Raw genomic sequence first — 14,210 nt, forward strand, 5'->3', positions numbered from 1 at the left:
TTCACAGCATCACTAGACAATTTTAGGGGGAAGAAAAAGTGTCATTAACAAATAGAAAGAAAAACGTATTCCAACTATTGTGTGCCATCATGATTATAGCTATGTTAGCGGCATGCGGTAATAACAATGTAAGTAACTCCAATCAGCCTGCAGAAACAGCACCCGTAAACAATGCGGTGACTGAAGAAAATGAGGCAATTGAAGACAATGTAGAACGTACTTTAACTGACCCATTAGGTCATGAAGTTATTATACCTTCTAAGCCTGAGCGTATTATCGCTTCATACTTAGAAGATTATCTTGTAGCATTAGATGTTCAACCAGCAGCTCAATGGGCTATCGGTGAAGCTCCAATGATGTATTTACAATCTGAGCTTGCATCTGTACCGCTTATCCCTTATGATCTGCCGTTTGAAGCTGTACTTAGCTATACTCCTGATCTTATTCTAATCGGAGATGAAACTTTAATCGCTGATGATAAATATGCTAATTACGCCAAAATAGCTCCAACCTACGCTCTAGGTGCTGAAATTAACAGTGACTGGCGTCAATCACTGTTAGCCATTGGCGAAGTACTTAACAAATCAACAGAAGCCCAAGCTGCTCTTGACGCTTATGAAGCAAAATCAATCGATGCGAAAGCACAGCTTGCTACTGCAATTAAAGCAGATGAATCCGTAGCGGCTATTTGGTTAGTGGGCAAAACGTTCTGGATCGTTAACGATCATCAATCTAGCGGTGATGTGCTGTATAATGATCTTGGCTTTGCAGTTCCTGAGCTAGTTCAAACGATTTCCGAAGGTGACACTGGTATTTGGCGTTCTGTTTCCTTAGAAGCATTGGCAAAACTTGATGCCGATCATATTATTCTAGTTAACAGTGATACTGCTACCGGTTCTGAAGCATTACAAGATTCGATCTGGAGTGAAATTCCAGCTGTGAAAAACGGTCAAGTATATGAATTCGGTCCAGAGTCCAGTTGGTTGTATACTGGTCCAATTGCAAATACTCAAATGATCGATAATGTTCTAACAAGCTTAATTAAATAAGCTTTCGATTCATATTTGTGATGTAAGATATTAGACTGATGCCCTATAGCGTTCATCTTTCAAGGTTACTTGAAGTGTTGGACTTGCTATAGGGCATTTTTGTTTCTTGAATTTAATATCTACTATGCAAATGTCACTTGATATTACATTTATTTTTATGTTTACATTTTACATCGCAACTATTATTTACCTTTTGTCGTCATATTGTATGGATAAAAATAATGGTATAAGTATATGTTGTACAAATCCAATGAAAAGGAATGATAACATGTTAAAACTTCTTAAATATAGCACAACAAAGTTAGTGCTATTATGCATCGTATCATTATTGTTAACAAGCGCTTCAAACTGGTTGAATCCTCAAGTGGCTATTGCTGACAGCAATAATGTTATATCCGGAATAAACAAGATTGTATTTACGTTAGGTAGTAATGAAATTACCTTTAACGGTACAAAGTCCAAGATTAAGGTACCTATTACTGTTGTTGATAATACAATTTACATCCCGTTCAAAACATTTGCCACGTTATATGGCTTCAAAGTAAGTTATGATTCAAAGTCGAAATCTTCAGTTGCTTCTAATAAAAGCAGTAAGATTACATTTAAGCAAGGATCCGATGAGGCTACAGTAAACGATCGCAAATACTATTCTGGAACTCCCTACACGAAAGACGGTAACTTAATGGTGTATTTCAATACTTGGGCTGAGATGACAAGAAGTGACGTATTAGTGAATGAAAAAACTGTAACACTTACATGGAATACAGCACCAGAAGCTTACTTCAATGTTAATGAATACAAGATCATTGCTGGTCAAACACAAGTCACCATCACTGACAACTCATCAAGCCTATACGGTTTTGATATTGTAGCTGAAGAATGGATTGGTAAACAAACGATCTATAATGAACCAGGAAATTACGAAATTACTCGTAGAGTGAAGGATGAACGAGGTGTATGGAGCTATCCATATACCGTGTATTTACAGGTTCATTTACCTAATACAGCCCCTATTGCAGCTTTCACAACGGATAAAAATAGTTATAAAATAGGTGAGGCTGTTATCTATACGAATAAAAGTAAGGACGATTATGGAATTGACTATAGCAAATGGACTGGTAAAGAGGCCGCGTTCTTTACTCCCGGTAAAAAAACTGTTACTTTAACCGTTCTTGATGAAGAAGGTCTTACTTCCACGGCCAGTAAAGAAATTACAGTATTAGATGAAGTGATGTATACGAAAGATCAATTTTATCTAAATTTCACAACAATCGGTGAAAAGTTCCCTATCGATTCTAGTGTTGCTTTAGGCATTGCTGCAACTCCTTATACGATAACACCTGAAGATGTAACGATTGTACGCACGAATAGTCCAGGGCTTGTTATGGGCCCAGCAATTGATTATACAGATACACTTAGTGGAAGAGTAAGATTTAATGTTCATAAGCAAAATGGTGCAAAACAAGATCTTGAGTTGCATCTCATGGTAACAAATGAAAATACCGAAACTGTTTATATCGATCAAAATCATTACGTTGGAGCCGGTCCTACACCTTATGTAACATTAGGTGGTAAACAAGCTACACAATACTATCTTCAAGATATAAAAAATAATTTGCCAGCATCTCAATCAGCACTTTTACCAGGTAAAACTTATGAACTTTTTGGAACTGGGAATGGCGCAATGCATACGAATCAAACGATGTCCTATTTCGCTGAATATACGGTACCTGAAGATTCTCCATTAAAATTCACATTATTGGTTACTGAAAAACGCACAGATGAACTTGCTGCACTTAAAACATTACAACAAACTGCCAATGATACGAAACAAGTTCGCGGTACATTTGAAAATGGTAACCGCAAGATTACAACAAATAAAGTTCTAGGAGCAAAAGGTGCAGATAGATTAATTTTCGGCGACAAAGTTTATGATCAGATGCTACAAGGAATTGACGCTGTAACAGGCAAACCAGTAACTAATTCGGATAATGGCGGGGTATTATACAAACTCCAACTTGAAGTTTCACCCAAAACTGCCATTGTTTTGAATCCTCGAGGTGGTCAATATGGCGGGGCCTTTCTCGTTAACAATGAAATAGTAGAAGTAATGCCAAAAAACAGTAATTTAGTAGGTTCTACAGAAGCAAGTATTCTGCACCGTACCGGTAATAAGCAAGAAACAGTGAATTTAACATTCATGGCGCCACCCGGTAGTAATATGCCCATTAATCTTCTATTCCTACCTATCCCTTCATTAACTAACAGTTAATCTATTAAAACAAACAATTATAGCTTGGGTCGATAGCTAATGCTAACGATCCAAGCTATAATTATTTATAACATGGCATTATAAACATCCAATATATGGTTACTTTGTAAAAGTTAATCGGTGTTTCACGATATTTTACGCTACTTCTATAACTTATGAATTTAAACCGCAACTATTAGGTTGATTATGTCGTTATACTCTATGGATGAAACTTTGCAGAAAAAAAACAAACTGCTATCCCAACATAAAGGAGAAACAAAATGAAAAAATTACTTACAGCTATGACAACAAGATTAGCATTATTGGGCATGTTATCTCTAATGTTAACAGGCGCTACAAGTTGGTTAAATCCACAGGTAGTTAATGCTAAGAGCAATCTTGCAACAACTGGAAAAAACTCTGTTGTGTTCACAATGGACAGTAAGAAGATTACCTTTAACAATACTAATACAACTACCGACATTCCCATTAGTGTTATTAAAGGTGTCTCCTACATTCAGTTCAAAACGATTGCAAAAATATACGGTTTCAATGTAAGTTATGATGCAAAAACGAAATCATCAATTGCCTCTACTAAAAACAAGAAAATTTCATTCAAACAAGGTTCTATTAATGCTACCCTTAACGGTAAATATTTCAAAGCTACTGGAGCACCATATGCGAAAGACGGTAACTTAATGGTACCTATTCGTACTTGGGCTGATATGACTGGTAGTGAAATATCAGTAAAAGGGAAACAAGTAACACTTAACTGGGATTCAGCACCAGCAGCTAATTTTGTCGTTAATGAAAAGAACATCATTGCCGGTGAAACGAATGTCACAATTACTGATTCTTCCTCAAGTCCTTACGGCTATGCAATCATTGCAGAGGAATGGGTTGGCAAACAAACGGTCTATAATGAACCAGGACAATATACGATTTCGCATTGGGTTCAAGATGAGCGCGGTATTTGGAGTGCTCCATACAATGTAGTTATCAATGTACTAAAAGCTAACGAAGCTCCCATCGCAGCATTCGTAACCGATAAGGATATTTATAAAATGGGTGAACCTGTCATATATACGAATAAAAGTACAGATGATACGGCTATCACTGGAAACACTTGGAGTAACAACCAACCTGCGTTCTTTACCCCAGGTAAACATACGATTACTTTAGCCGTTCAAGATGGACCTGGACTTAAGTCCACGGTAAGCAAAGAAATTACAGTATTAGATGAAGTAATGTATACGAAAGAACAATTTTATCTAAATTTCACAAACAGCGGTAGCAAGTTCCCTATCGAGTCTAGTCTTGCTTTAGGTATTGCTCCAATTCCTTATACGATAACACCAGAAGAAGTTACAATTACACGTACGAATAGCCCTGAGCTGCTGTTAGGCCCTGCTATTGATTACATCGATACACTTAGTGGTAAAGTAAGATTCAATATACACAAACAAAATGGCGCCAATCAAGAGCTTGAATTACATCTTATTGTTACGAACGAAAATACCGAAACAGCTTATATCGATAAAGATTATTTCGGTGCTGCTGGTCCGGCAAAGTATGTAACAACTAGTGGTAAAACGGCTGTAAAACGCTATCTTCAACAAATATTAGATAATGAGCCTTCTGAAAGAATCGCGGTTCAACCAGGAGAATCTGTAGACCTTATTCCAGATGGAATATTGAGTTCAATCAAAAAGAATCAAACGATGACTATTTTCGCTGAATATACAGTAAGTGATGATCTTCCATTGAAATTCACATTAGTAGCTACTGAAAAGGATACAGATGAAATTGCTGCGCTTACTACATTACAACAAAGTGAGCACGATACGAAGCATGTTCGCGGTACATTTGCGAATGGTAATCGTGTAATTACAGCAGATAAAGTACTAGGAGAAAATGGTGCTGACAAGCTTATTTTAGGTGACAAAGGCGAAAAAGCTTTTGATCAGTTGCTAGAAGGTATTGATGCTATAACAGGTGAAGCGATAACGAACTGGGGTAATGGCGGAGTATTGTACAAGCTACAGCTTGATGTTGCCGCTAATACTGCGATCATCTTGAATCCTCGTGGTGGACATTATGGTGGTTCATTTATTGTTAACGATAAAGTAGTAGAACTGCTAAGCAATAGCATTCTAACAGGTCCTACAGAAGCTGGCTTCTTGCACCGTACTGGAAGCAAACAGGAATCAGTAACTTTGATGTTCTTAGTATCTCCAGGTAGCAATATGCCACTTAATCTGCTGTTCCTACCTTTGCCTTCATTAACAAACAATCAAGATTCTACTGAGACAATTGAAACAACTGAACCAACAACCGATTCAACAACAGACACAACAACTGAGTCAACAGAAACAACTGAGACTATCCAAGAGTAAATTAAAGTTAAGAGCCTTTAATTAGAATGACAAACTAGAGCCTCGCTGGTTAGCTAATGCTAACTAGCGAGGCTCTAGTTATTTTTATTTCTATACCGCAACTATTATTCACCTTACATCGTTATACTGTATGGATGAAAAAAATGGTAAAAAAATCAGTCTACTATTCCAACAAAAAAAGGAGAAACTATGATGAGAAAATTACTTAACGCTATGACAACATCGTTAACACTACTCGGAATTATTTCACTAATGCTATCAGGTGCATTAAGCTTGTGGAACCCTCAAGTTGCTTATGCTGATAGCAATATTGAAACAACTGGAAGAGATATAATTGTATTCACCATGAGTAGTAATATCATTACCTTTAATGGTAAGAAGACTACTACTGATGTACCGATTAGTGTGATTAAAGGAGTATCTTATATTCAATTCAAAACAATTTCCAAATTATACGGTTTCAAAGTAGGTTATGATCCAACAACAAAATCATCCACTGCTTCTAACAAAAATAGTAAAATTTCATTCAAGCAAGGATCTTCTGATGCTACATATAACGATAGAAAATTCCAATCAGCTGGAGCTGCCTACACGAAAGATGGTAACTTAATGGTTTCTATTCGAACTTGGGCAGATATGACTGGTAGTAAAATATCAGTAAAGGGAAAAACAGTAACACTCGATTGGGAATCTGTCCCAGGAGCTGATTTTACTGTTAATGAATACGCGATTATCGCTGGTCAAACGAATGTCACCATCACTGACTATTCCTCAAGCCTTCACGGTTTTGCTATTGTAGACGAAGAATGGGTTGGTAAAAAAACAATCTATAATGAGCCAGGAGAGCACGTAATTACTCGCAGAGTTAAGGATGAGCGCGGTGTTTGGGGTGATCTATATACGGTAACTATATACGTATTAAAACCTAATGAAGCTCCTATCGCAGCATTTGTAACGGATAAAGATACTTATAAATTAGGTGAGCCTGTCATATACACGAATAAAAGTACAGATGATACAGCCATTAGACTTAACAGTTGGACTGGTAATGAACCGGCTTTCTTTACTCCAGGAAAATATACGATTTCATTAACCGTTCAAGATGGAGATGGCCTTAGTTCCACGACGAGTAAAGATATTACAGTAGTAGATGAAGTATTGTATTCCAAAGATCAGTTCTATCTAAATTTCACAAGTATCGGTAACAAGTTTCCTATCGATTCTAGTCTTGCTTTAGGTATTGCTCCAATTCCTTATACGATAACACCAGAAGATATTACGATTACACGTACAAATAGTCCTGAGCTGTTATTAGGTCCTGCTATTGATTATACGGATACACTTAGTGGAAGAGTAAGATTCAATATTCACAAACAAAATGGCGCCGAGCAAGATCTTGAATTACATCTCATCGTAACGAATGAAAACTCCGAAACTGCTTATATCGATATAAATAATTTCGCACCCGCTGGTCCTGCAACATATGTAACTACAAGTGGTAAAACTGCCGTTAAACGCTATCTTGGACAACTATTAGATAATCAACCTGCAGAAAGAATAGAAATTCAACCTGGAGAATCTGTAGAACTTATTCCAGATGGACTACTGAGTCCACTTAAAAAGAATCAAACGATGACCATTTTCGCAGAGTACACGGTGAGTGAAGAACTTCCATTGAAATTCACATTAATGACTACTGAAAAAGGAACCAATGCAATCACAGCACTTACTACATTACAGCAAAGTGCACTTGATACGAAACATGTTCGTGGTACTTTTGCCAATGGTAATCGAGTGATCACAACAGATAAAGTTCTTGGCGCAAATGGTGCTGATAAATTAATTTTAGGTGACAAAGGCGACAAAGCTTATGATCAGTTGCTACAAGGTATTGATGCTATAACAGGTGAATCCGTAACGAACTGGGGTAATGGCGGAGTATTATACAAGCTACAGCTTGATGTTGCACCTAATACTGCGATTGTCTTGAATCCTCGTGGCGGACATTATGGCGGATCATTTATCGTTAACGATAAAGTAGTAGAAATTCTAAGTAATAGCATTCTACAAGGGCCTACAGAAGCTGGTTTCTTACATCGTACTGGCAATAAGCAGGAATCCGTGACTTTAATATTTTTAGTATCACCTGGTAGCAATATGCCACTTAATTTGCTATTTCTCCCCTTACCTTCATTAACAAGCAATTAAGTTTCTACTAGCATAACTCATAATAAATTTCCTACTTCCTCCATACCCTCTCATTACATAAACCGAACATTTTTTTGAAAATGATACATGGAATGAGAGGTGGTATATTATGAAGGAGGAATTTTTGGTTATAACTCTATTTTCTTGTTCATTAGATAGGTCATCGCATATATAGCCAACAGCGTCGTAATAACATCAAAACCTATTTCAAAAGGAACCCATTTCGTCCCACCTTGGTATACGAAGAAGCTTATTTCTTGTGAGGTAGAAATCCCCTCTGTCCCAGCACTACTACTATTACCAAAGAGAAGTTCAGAAATATATGAGATCACTCCGACTATAATACTGAACGATACAATACCAATCCATACACGATATCTCGACTTGAAGCAGAAAGAAATTGCAATCGCAAGCATTACAAAGATGATTGAACTAATTGATGCCCATAACCCATAGACTAGAGATACCATTGTTAGTAATGGTTTATCAAACGTATTCCATATATAATTCATATCGATAAAAGAGATCATAGGAAGCAGAATCGAGTACACCATTACTAGAATGGCAGTAAACACTACAACATATATGAGTTGCAGCAACAATAATGCACCTATTTCTTTCAATGGTGAAACTGGCAGTAATCTTCGATTATAAGATTTCAAGTTATTACTGTAGGTCTTACTAACTTGAATAAACAATAATAGAGCTCCAGTAGTAAAACCGAACACGCTCAAAGCGAATATTAAGCTATCTATTGCATTCCAGTAGTTTACGGAAATCATTAATGCTGCTTGAAATAGAAGTAGTACAGTGATCGTTGCATAGAAGGTAGTACTGTTTCGCAACCAATTATACTTAAACAGTTTTAACATTCTGCGTAGACCTCCTTGAACAGTTCATCAATACTTTTCTTCTGATTGATGCGAATGTTCTCAACCTCGTCTTGCAAAAGCAGCTTACCGTTCTTCACAAGAATCACTTCATCAAATATTCGTTCAATATCTTGGAGTAAGTGTGTAGAAATAACTATACTACTCTCTTCATTATAATATTCAACAATCGCATCTAATATTTTCCCTCTTGCAACTGGATCAACCCCGCCGATTGGTTCGTCTAGCATATATAGCTTAGCATTGCGAGATAAGGTTAATGTCAATTGCAAACGTTCTTTCATCCCTTTGGATAATGTGTTCACCCGATCATTATTGTTCAGTTTCATAAAATCTAGCATATCTTTCGCTTTCGCTGGATCAAAATCAGCATAATTATCCTGATAGAACGCTATCGCGTCTTTTACCTTCATCCAGTCTTCTGTTAATGTACTGTCAGGCATGAAAGAAGTGATAACCTTCGTTTCAATGCCAACTGCTATGCCGTCAATGAGGACTTGACCTGAAGTGGGATGTGTAATACCTGCAGCAATCTTCATCATCGTGCTTTTTCCGCTACCATTACTACCAAGAAGACCAACAATTTTACCAGGTTGTATTTGGAAAGAAACCTGATTGACTGCCGTCTTTGCTCCATATTTCTTTACGACATCACGAAACTCTAATAAAGGTTTCATTCGTTCCTCACTCCTGTTCATCATTGGATTCATTCACTGCATGAGCTACAATTTTAACAATATCAACATTATCAAAGCCTAGCTCTTGCATTCCTTGAATGAAATGATCTAAAAGATTGCTTGCCATATCTTTTTTGATCTCCATAATTTTAGTCTCCTCACTTGTTACATATCTTCCTAATCCGCGTCTAGTCTCAACAATCAGCTCTCGTTCAAGCTCTTGAAATGTACGTTGAATCGTATTCGGATTAATTTGCAGCTCTGTAGCCATTTCGCGAACAGATATAATTTTATCCCCTGGTTTCAAATGACCCGCAATAATTTGCTTCTTAATATAATCCATCACTTGCAAGTAAATGGGTAGATTATTATCAAATTCGATTGCCATATAACGTTGCACTCCCTTCCCTAAGTCAATGGAAATCCAGCATTGATTAAATATCCCGTTTGTTGAATACAGTAAATGAAATCGCTAGAAACAGTGCCAAATATAGAGCAATCATTATACTTGAAAAACCTAATGTCATACCTTCCATAGGTGCTCCATCATTAAGATAAGCTGATAAATTTGTATTTAGAAATAACGTATACTTTGCCCATTCATATCGAGATAACAACATAACAAAAAGACTTTCTAAGAAGGTGAGTGCTAGACCAATACCAATCGTAGCTCCCATTGATCTGGTTAAGACTCCGCACATGAACATTAGCGTTGCATATATCATCGTGTATATAAATGTGCTCGCAATATTTTGCAAAACAAGCGTTATAGAAAGATTGGACGTATCAAGTAGCAATAAACCCATAATTAATGCAATGATTGTAGTAAATAACATTAGTGCAATGATATAAAAAATTAATGTTACATATTTTGATGCTAGAATAGTGGAGCGTGAATGAGCACGTATTAATAGAAACTTAATCGTACCAAGCTGATGCTCGACCGTTACAATACTTGAAGTAAAAATCAGAGCAATCAATACAACAATTACGCCAAATCCATTTAGACCTAATATGAGATTCACATAATCAGTTACACCTATATTTTCTCGTAATATCGTCTGATTAATGATGATTGCTGCAGTGATTGCCATAATTGCTATTAGCGCATATGCAATGAAAAAGCTTTTTTTCTTATAGAGTTTTTGTGATTCATTGTGTACCAATTTCATAAAGCTAAACAATTTGGCCACCTCCAGTCCATTTCAAGAATTCATCTTCAAGCGTTTGTTTTTCTTCAATTATCCGATATAGTCCGACGCCTTGCTCGCTAAGAGCACGTACAATACTAGGTACAGCCTCATTCTTCGTTTGTAGAATTATACTTTGCGCTTCCACATTAACAGTTAGCACGTTAACCGATGGTAAGGAATGTATCGTTGAGGCTGCTAATTCTGTATTATCAACGATAATCATTAGCTTAACACCCTCATTATTTGAGATAGGACTAGCACTATCCGCTAGTAATTGCTCAGTTACATATTTACCTTGCTGAATAACTACGACACGACTGCACATCAACTCCATCTCAGATAGCAGATGACTTGATACTAGAATTGCGATCCCCTCTACCGCTGCAATCTGCTTCAAATAATCACGCATCTCACGAATACCAGCTGGATCAAGACCATTCGTAGGCTCATCGAGAATTAGGATACTCGGATTATGCAGCAGTGCTTGTGCAATTCCTAGACGTTGACGCATGCCAAGAGAATATGCTTTCACCTTCTTGTTCATCGCATCAGTTAGTCCAACAAGCTTTACTACCTGCTGCATTCTTTCTTCGGTAACACCTTCAGACATTCTTTGGTATTGCTTCAAATTATCTAGACCCGTCATATAAGAATAGAACTCTGGGTTTTCGACAATTGCCCCTACATGTCTAATCGCTTCTGTAAATTGGCTCCGAATACTTTTCTCCTGAATGAACACATCGCCACTCGTCATTTTGATCAGTCCAACGATCATTCGAATCGTCGTAGTTTTACCTGCACCATTTGGACCAAGCAAACCAACAATCTCACCTTTACGAGCTTGAAAACTTAATTGATCGACAAGTGTTTGCTTACCGATTTTCTTAGTCAGCTGGTCTACCGTTAAAATAATATTATCTTTGTTATTTTCAACTTGATTCACAATATACCGCCTTTCGCATGTTAGTGTATGAGTTAAATAGTACACTAGTGATTATCATTTGTAAATAGGCGCGACAAAAAAATCCACCTTTTTTTGAAAGTGGATTTGAGTGTGACATTTGCAGTAGCCCTGTAAAATACTTGAGTTTATTTATACCGCTTCTATGTTTTTATTTCTTCTATTATTGATTGTCCTTTAGATTGATCTTTACATGTCCATTGCCAGCTTTCATAAATTCTTATTCGCCCATCAACTAGTAGCTCAGGGGTTGAACTACATACACCCGTCATTAATTCACCCTTTTCATTAATATGATGATATCTCATATCAAGTTTTCCACTATCATCAACCGTTCCAACTAAGTGACCTAGTAGTATCTCACCACCTGAATAATCCGCCCAAACCATTCGATCCTGTTGTCTATACTTAAATACTGTCTCACTCGTAACTTCACCATTGTCTGCGTTCTCTATCGATACAAATGTTTTTCTATCGTAATTAATTGTGTGAATAGTCAACACCTCCCACTAAATTAATGTAAAAAATACAGCTTCCTGACCAGCATATTCATCTTCATGGGCAACTAACTTCTTAGGCACTGTAAATTCACCTACAGTTTTCGTTTCACCGTTAGTTTCCACAGCTGGCTTGCCTGTTGTTATGTATACAGTACTTACCGCTTGATCCCACTTAATTATTGCTCCTAATGCTTGACTGACAAAGCGAATCGGTACCATTGTACGTTGATTGTTATCAACAAATGGCTCTGCATCTGGAAACCAGATTCTCGTATTATCTACAACTACACGTAGTGAGAAAGCAGCAGATGCAGGTACACTACTTAACAGCAATAGTAACGCCATTCCAAGCCATAAACTTCTTTGGTAAATCTTCTTCTTATTCATATAAATTCATCCTTCTTTCTACAATAATTTATTATCTCAACAGAGTGACGTTTTTAAGCGAAATCCTGAATGATTTTTTCACCGTACTTTCTAACATATTATAGGTTTCATTCGCCTCCTGTACATGCGTCGCTAACTGTGTAAGTAGCTTATCTAGCTGATTCAAGTAAGTGACTGCCACTTCATATTGCTTCTCAACTGCTTTGCGAGCAGAAATAACAGAGGATTCTGGAAAATGATGTGCAAATTGAGGGGTATATTCTAGTTGTTTTTTATATCCCTTCTTAAAATAAGATAAAACATCATCTCGTTCATTGCGTATATTTTTTACTAGCTTTAATAAACCTGTCATGTCAGTTAATATCTTCTTGGTCCCTTTGTATACCATTGCACCTGCTACCATCGTCTGAGCCACTTTTACCGTTGCTGTTTTTGCTTTTTCTAGTCCACTGGAAGTGATTTGAGCTACATTTGAAATAATCTTCGCCTTCCACTCAATAGCTTTCTGTTTAATGAATGCAGCAGATTCATTAATCGCTGTTGTAGTTACAACTTTTAATTGATCATAAACGTATGGAATAAATACATTCGTTAAATAATCTCCCCATTCTTTTCTATTTTCGAAGAGATTTCCCAATGATATGAGTTGCTTTAAATCACGAAATAAATCTTTAATCGACCATTGATCTGCTATGATCCTACTTATTTGTTGTAAAGAAAATTGATTATACGGTGATATTTTAGAAGAAATGCCTTGAGTTAGGACATTAATTAGCTTAGGAGTATTGGAGAAACCTTGAATATCAGCTTGTTGAAATTCTCCTGTAGTTTCATTAATTTTCATTGATAGCATACTATGACTAGCAAGTCCTTCGGATCTATGTGCTTTCACATCTATATAGATCCCCTCTGTAAGTACATACAAAAATGACGGGACCACATCACCAACGGAGCGATATTCTTTAATGATGCCATTATTTATCATGCCATTAATCTCATCGTCGAATTCTCGTCTAACTCTATCGGTGAAGCCGGGTGCGTTAAAGGTAATGACTTTTTGCAATTTTTCTCTAAGCTCTACATCAAGTACCATACTAGCAAATGAAGCTAAATTACCGCCAAGTGAATGACCTGTAAAATAAATACCTCCATCGATTTGTGAGTCTTGCAGCATGTTTTTCATATATTTCTCTACTTCTAAATGTTGCGGATCACGATCAGTAGCTGAACTAAGAAAATTGTTAACCCAATCCATTATTGCAGTACCGTCTTTCCAGGTTTCAGGCATTTCACTTCCTCTGAAAGCAACAATTTTATCATTAGTATCCGTTTCAACAGTAAATGCCGCAAAGCCTGTTGACGTATTAGGTTGGATATTTGTAATTTTCCAGTCACTAACAATTGGATCCCCTTTTAGTTCCAATAGCATTTTTTCAATTTCCTCAGCGTCACTTAAGGGAGTTAATCCATCCGTAGCACCTGAATCATCAGTCCATTTGTCAGGATATCTTTCTTTCAATTCTTGCAATCCTTTTTCACTTAAGTAGTAATCAATAAAGTCTTTAAAATCGACTTCTTTCAACGTATCGTAATCAGAAATCCCTTCTTTTTCTGTCTTTTCAGTCTTAACATCTAGATACACTAGTTGCGATAATTGCTGAAATGTAATATCGTCGATCTCATTCATTCTCTTACCTC

At 36.7% G+C, this 14,210-nt stretch carries 12 protein-coding genes; 4 read left to right on the forward strand and 8 right to left on the reverse strand.

Annotated features, from left to right (window positions below):
• Nucleotides 1–38: 38 nt before the first annotated feature.
• From AC1TO5_RS10010 to AC1TO5_RS10025, 4 genes are all read left to right on the forward strand, one after another.
• On the forward strand, nucleotides 39–1,049 hold the full coding sequence (locus AC1TO5_RS10010; RefSeq protein ID WP_482062666.1) for an ABC transporter substrate-binding protein: 1,011 nt from the start codon (nucleotides 39–41) through the stop codon (nucleotides 1,047–1,049).
• 268 nt (nucleotides 1,050–1,317) lie between these two features.
• The gene (locus AC1TO5_RS10015; RefSeq protein WP_482062667.1) at nucleotides 1,318–3,321 is read left to right on the forward strand and encodes a stalk domain-containing protein; all 2,004 of its coding nucleotides are present in this window, start codon (nucleotides 1,318–1,320) and stop codon (nucleotides 3,319–3,321) included.
• A gap of 260 nt (nucleotides 3,322–3,581) precedes the next feature.
• The gene (locus AC1TO5_RS10020; protein WP_482062668.1) at nucleotides 3,582–5,696 is read left to right on the forward strand and encodes a stalk domain-containing protein; all 2,115 of its coding nucleotides are present in this window, start codon (nucleotides 3,582–3,584) and stop codon (nucleotides 5,694–5,696) included.
• Nucleotides 5,697–5,885: 189 nt separating this feature from the next.
• Nucleotides 5,886–7,904, forward strand: a complete 2,019-nt coding sequence (locus tag AC1TO5_RS10025) for a stalk domain-containing protein (RefSeq protein ID WP_482062669.1) — start codon at nucleotides 5,886–5,888, stop codon at nucleotides 7,902–7,904.
• Between the two features lie 128 nt (nucleotides 7,905–8,032).
• On the opposite strand, the gene AC1TO5_RS10030 is transcribed toward AC1TO5_RS10025, so the two are convergent.
• The 8 genes from AC1TO5_RS10030 to AC1TO5_RS10065 all read right to left on the reverse strand — a co-directional run bounded on the left by AC1TO5_RS10030 (nucleotide 8,033) and on the right by AC1TO5_RS10065 (nucleotide 14,199).
• Nucleotides 8,033–8,776 carry a hypothetical protein gene (locus tag AC1TO5_RS10030; RefSeq protein WP_482062670.1) on the reverse strand — a complete coding sequence of 248 codons (744 nt, stop codon included), beginning with the start codon at nucleotides 8,774–8,776 and terminating at the stop codon, nucleotides 8,033–8,035.
• Complete coding sequence (locus AC1TO5_RS10035; protein WP_482062671.1) at nucleotides 8,770–9,471, reverse strand: ABC transporter ATP-binding protein; 702 nt, start codon at nucleotides 9,469–9,471, stop codon at nucleotides 8,770–8,772. Before AC1TO5_RS10035 ends, AC1TO5_RS10030 begins: the two co-directional genes overlap by 7 nt.
• A gap of 7 nt (nucleotides 9,472–9,478) precedes the next feature.
• Nucleotides 9,479–9,859 carry a GntR family transcriptional regulator gene (locus AC1TO5_RS10040; protein WP_482062672.1) on the reverse strand — a complete coding sequence of 127 codons (381 nt, stop codon included), beginning with the start codon at nucleotides 9,857–9,859 and terminating at the stop codon, nucleotides 9,479–9,481.
• 46 nt (nucleotides 9,860–9,905) lie between these two features.
• Entirely contained in the window at nucleotides 9,906–10,655 is a 750-nt protein-coding gene (locus AC1TO5_RS10045) for an ABC transporter permease (protein ID WP_482062673.1), read from the reverse strand.
• Nucleotides 10,648–11,607 (reverse strand): ABC transporter ATP-binding protein, encoded by a 960-nt coding sequence (locus AC1TO5_RS10050; protein WP_482062674.1) that lies wholly within the window; start codon nucleotides 11,605–11,607, stop codon nucleotides 10,648–10,650. The genes AC1TO5_RS10045 and AC1TO5_RS10050 overlap by 8 nt, the downstream gene beginning before the upstream one ends.
• A gap of 161 nt (nucleotides 11,608–11,768) precedes the next feature.
• Complete coding sequence (locus AC1TO5_RS10055; protein ID WP_482062675.1) at nucleotides 11,769–12,125, reverse strand: avidin-fold protein; 357 nt, start codon at nucleotides 12,123–12,125, stop codon at nucleotides 11,769–11,771.
• Nucleotides 12,126–12,134: 9 nt separating this feature from the next.
• A complete protein-coding gene (locus AC1TO5_RS10060; RefSeq protein WP_482062676.1) occupies nucleotides 12,135–12,512 on the reverse strand; it encodes a stalk domain-containing protein in 378 nt (125 codons plus the stop codon).
• Between the two features lie 31 nt (nucleotides 12,513–12,543).
• Entirely contained in the window at nucleotides 12,544–14,199 is a 1,656-nt protein-coding gene (locus AC1TO5_RS10065) for an Mbeg1-like protein (protein ID WP_482062677.1), read from the reverse strand.
• Nucleotides 14,200–14,210 lie beyond the last annotated feature (11 nt).

It is taken from the genome of Paenibacillus sp. Y930 (assembly GCF_056786375.1).

What these genes read in the sequence shown, in the direction of transcription:
- AC1TO5_RS10015 (WP_482062667.1), top strand. Translation starts at nt 1,318, where the DNA reads ATGTTAAAACTTCTTAAATATAGCACAACAAAGTTAGTGCTATTATGC.
- AC1TO5_RS10020 (WP_482062668.1), top strand. Translation starts at nt 3,582, where the DNA reads ATGAAAAAATTACTTACAGCTATGACAACAAGATTAGCATTATTGGGC.
- AC1TO5_RS10025 (WP_482062669.1), top strand. Translation starts at nt 5,886, where the DNA reads ATGATGAGAAAATTACTTAACGCTATGACAACATCGTTAACACTACTC.
- AC1TO5_RS10030 (WP_482062670.1), bottom strand. Translation starts at nt 8,776, where the DNA reads ATGTTAAAACTGTTTAAGTATAATTGGTTGCGAAACAGTACTACCTTC.
- AC1TO5_RS10035 (WP_482062671.1), bottom strand. Translation starts at nt 9,471, where the DNA reads ATGAAACCTTTATTAGAGTTTCGTGATGTCGTAAAGAAATATGGAGCA.
- AC1TO5_RS10040 (WP_482062672.1), bottom strand. Translation starts at nt 9,859, where the DNA reads ATGGCAATCGAATTTGATAATAATCTACCCATTTACTTGCAAGTGATG.
- AC1TO5_RS10060 (WP_482062676.1), bottom strand. Translation starts at nt 12,512, where the DNA reads ATGAATAAGAAGAAGATTTACCAAAGAAGTTTATGGCTTGGAATGGCG.
- AC1TO5_RS10065 (WP_482062677.1), bottom strand. Translation starts at nt 14,199, where the DNA reads ATGAATGAGATCGACGATATTACATTTCAGCAATTATCGCAACTAGTG.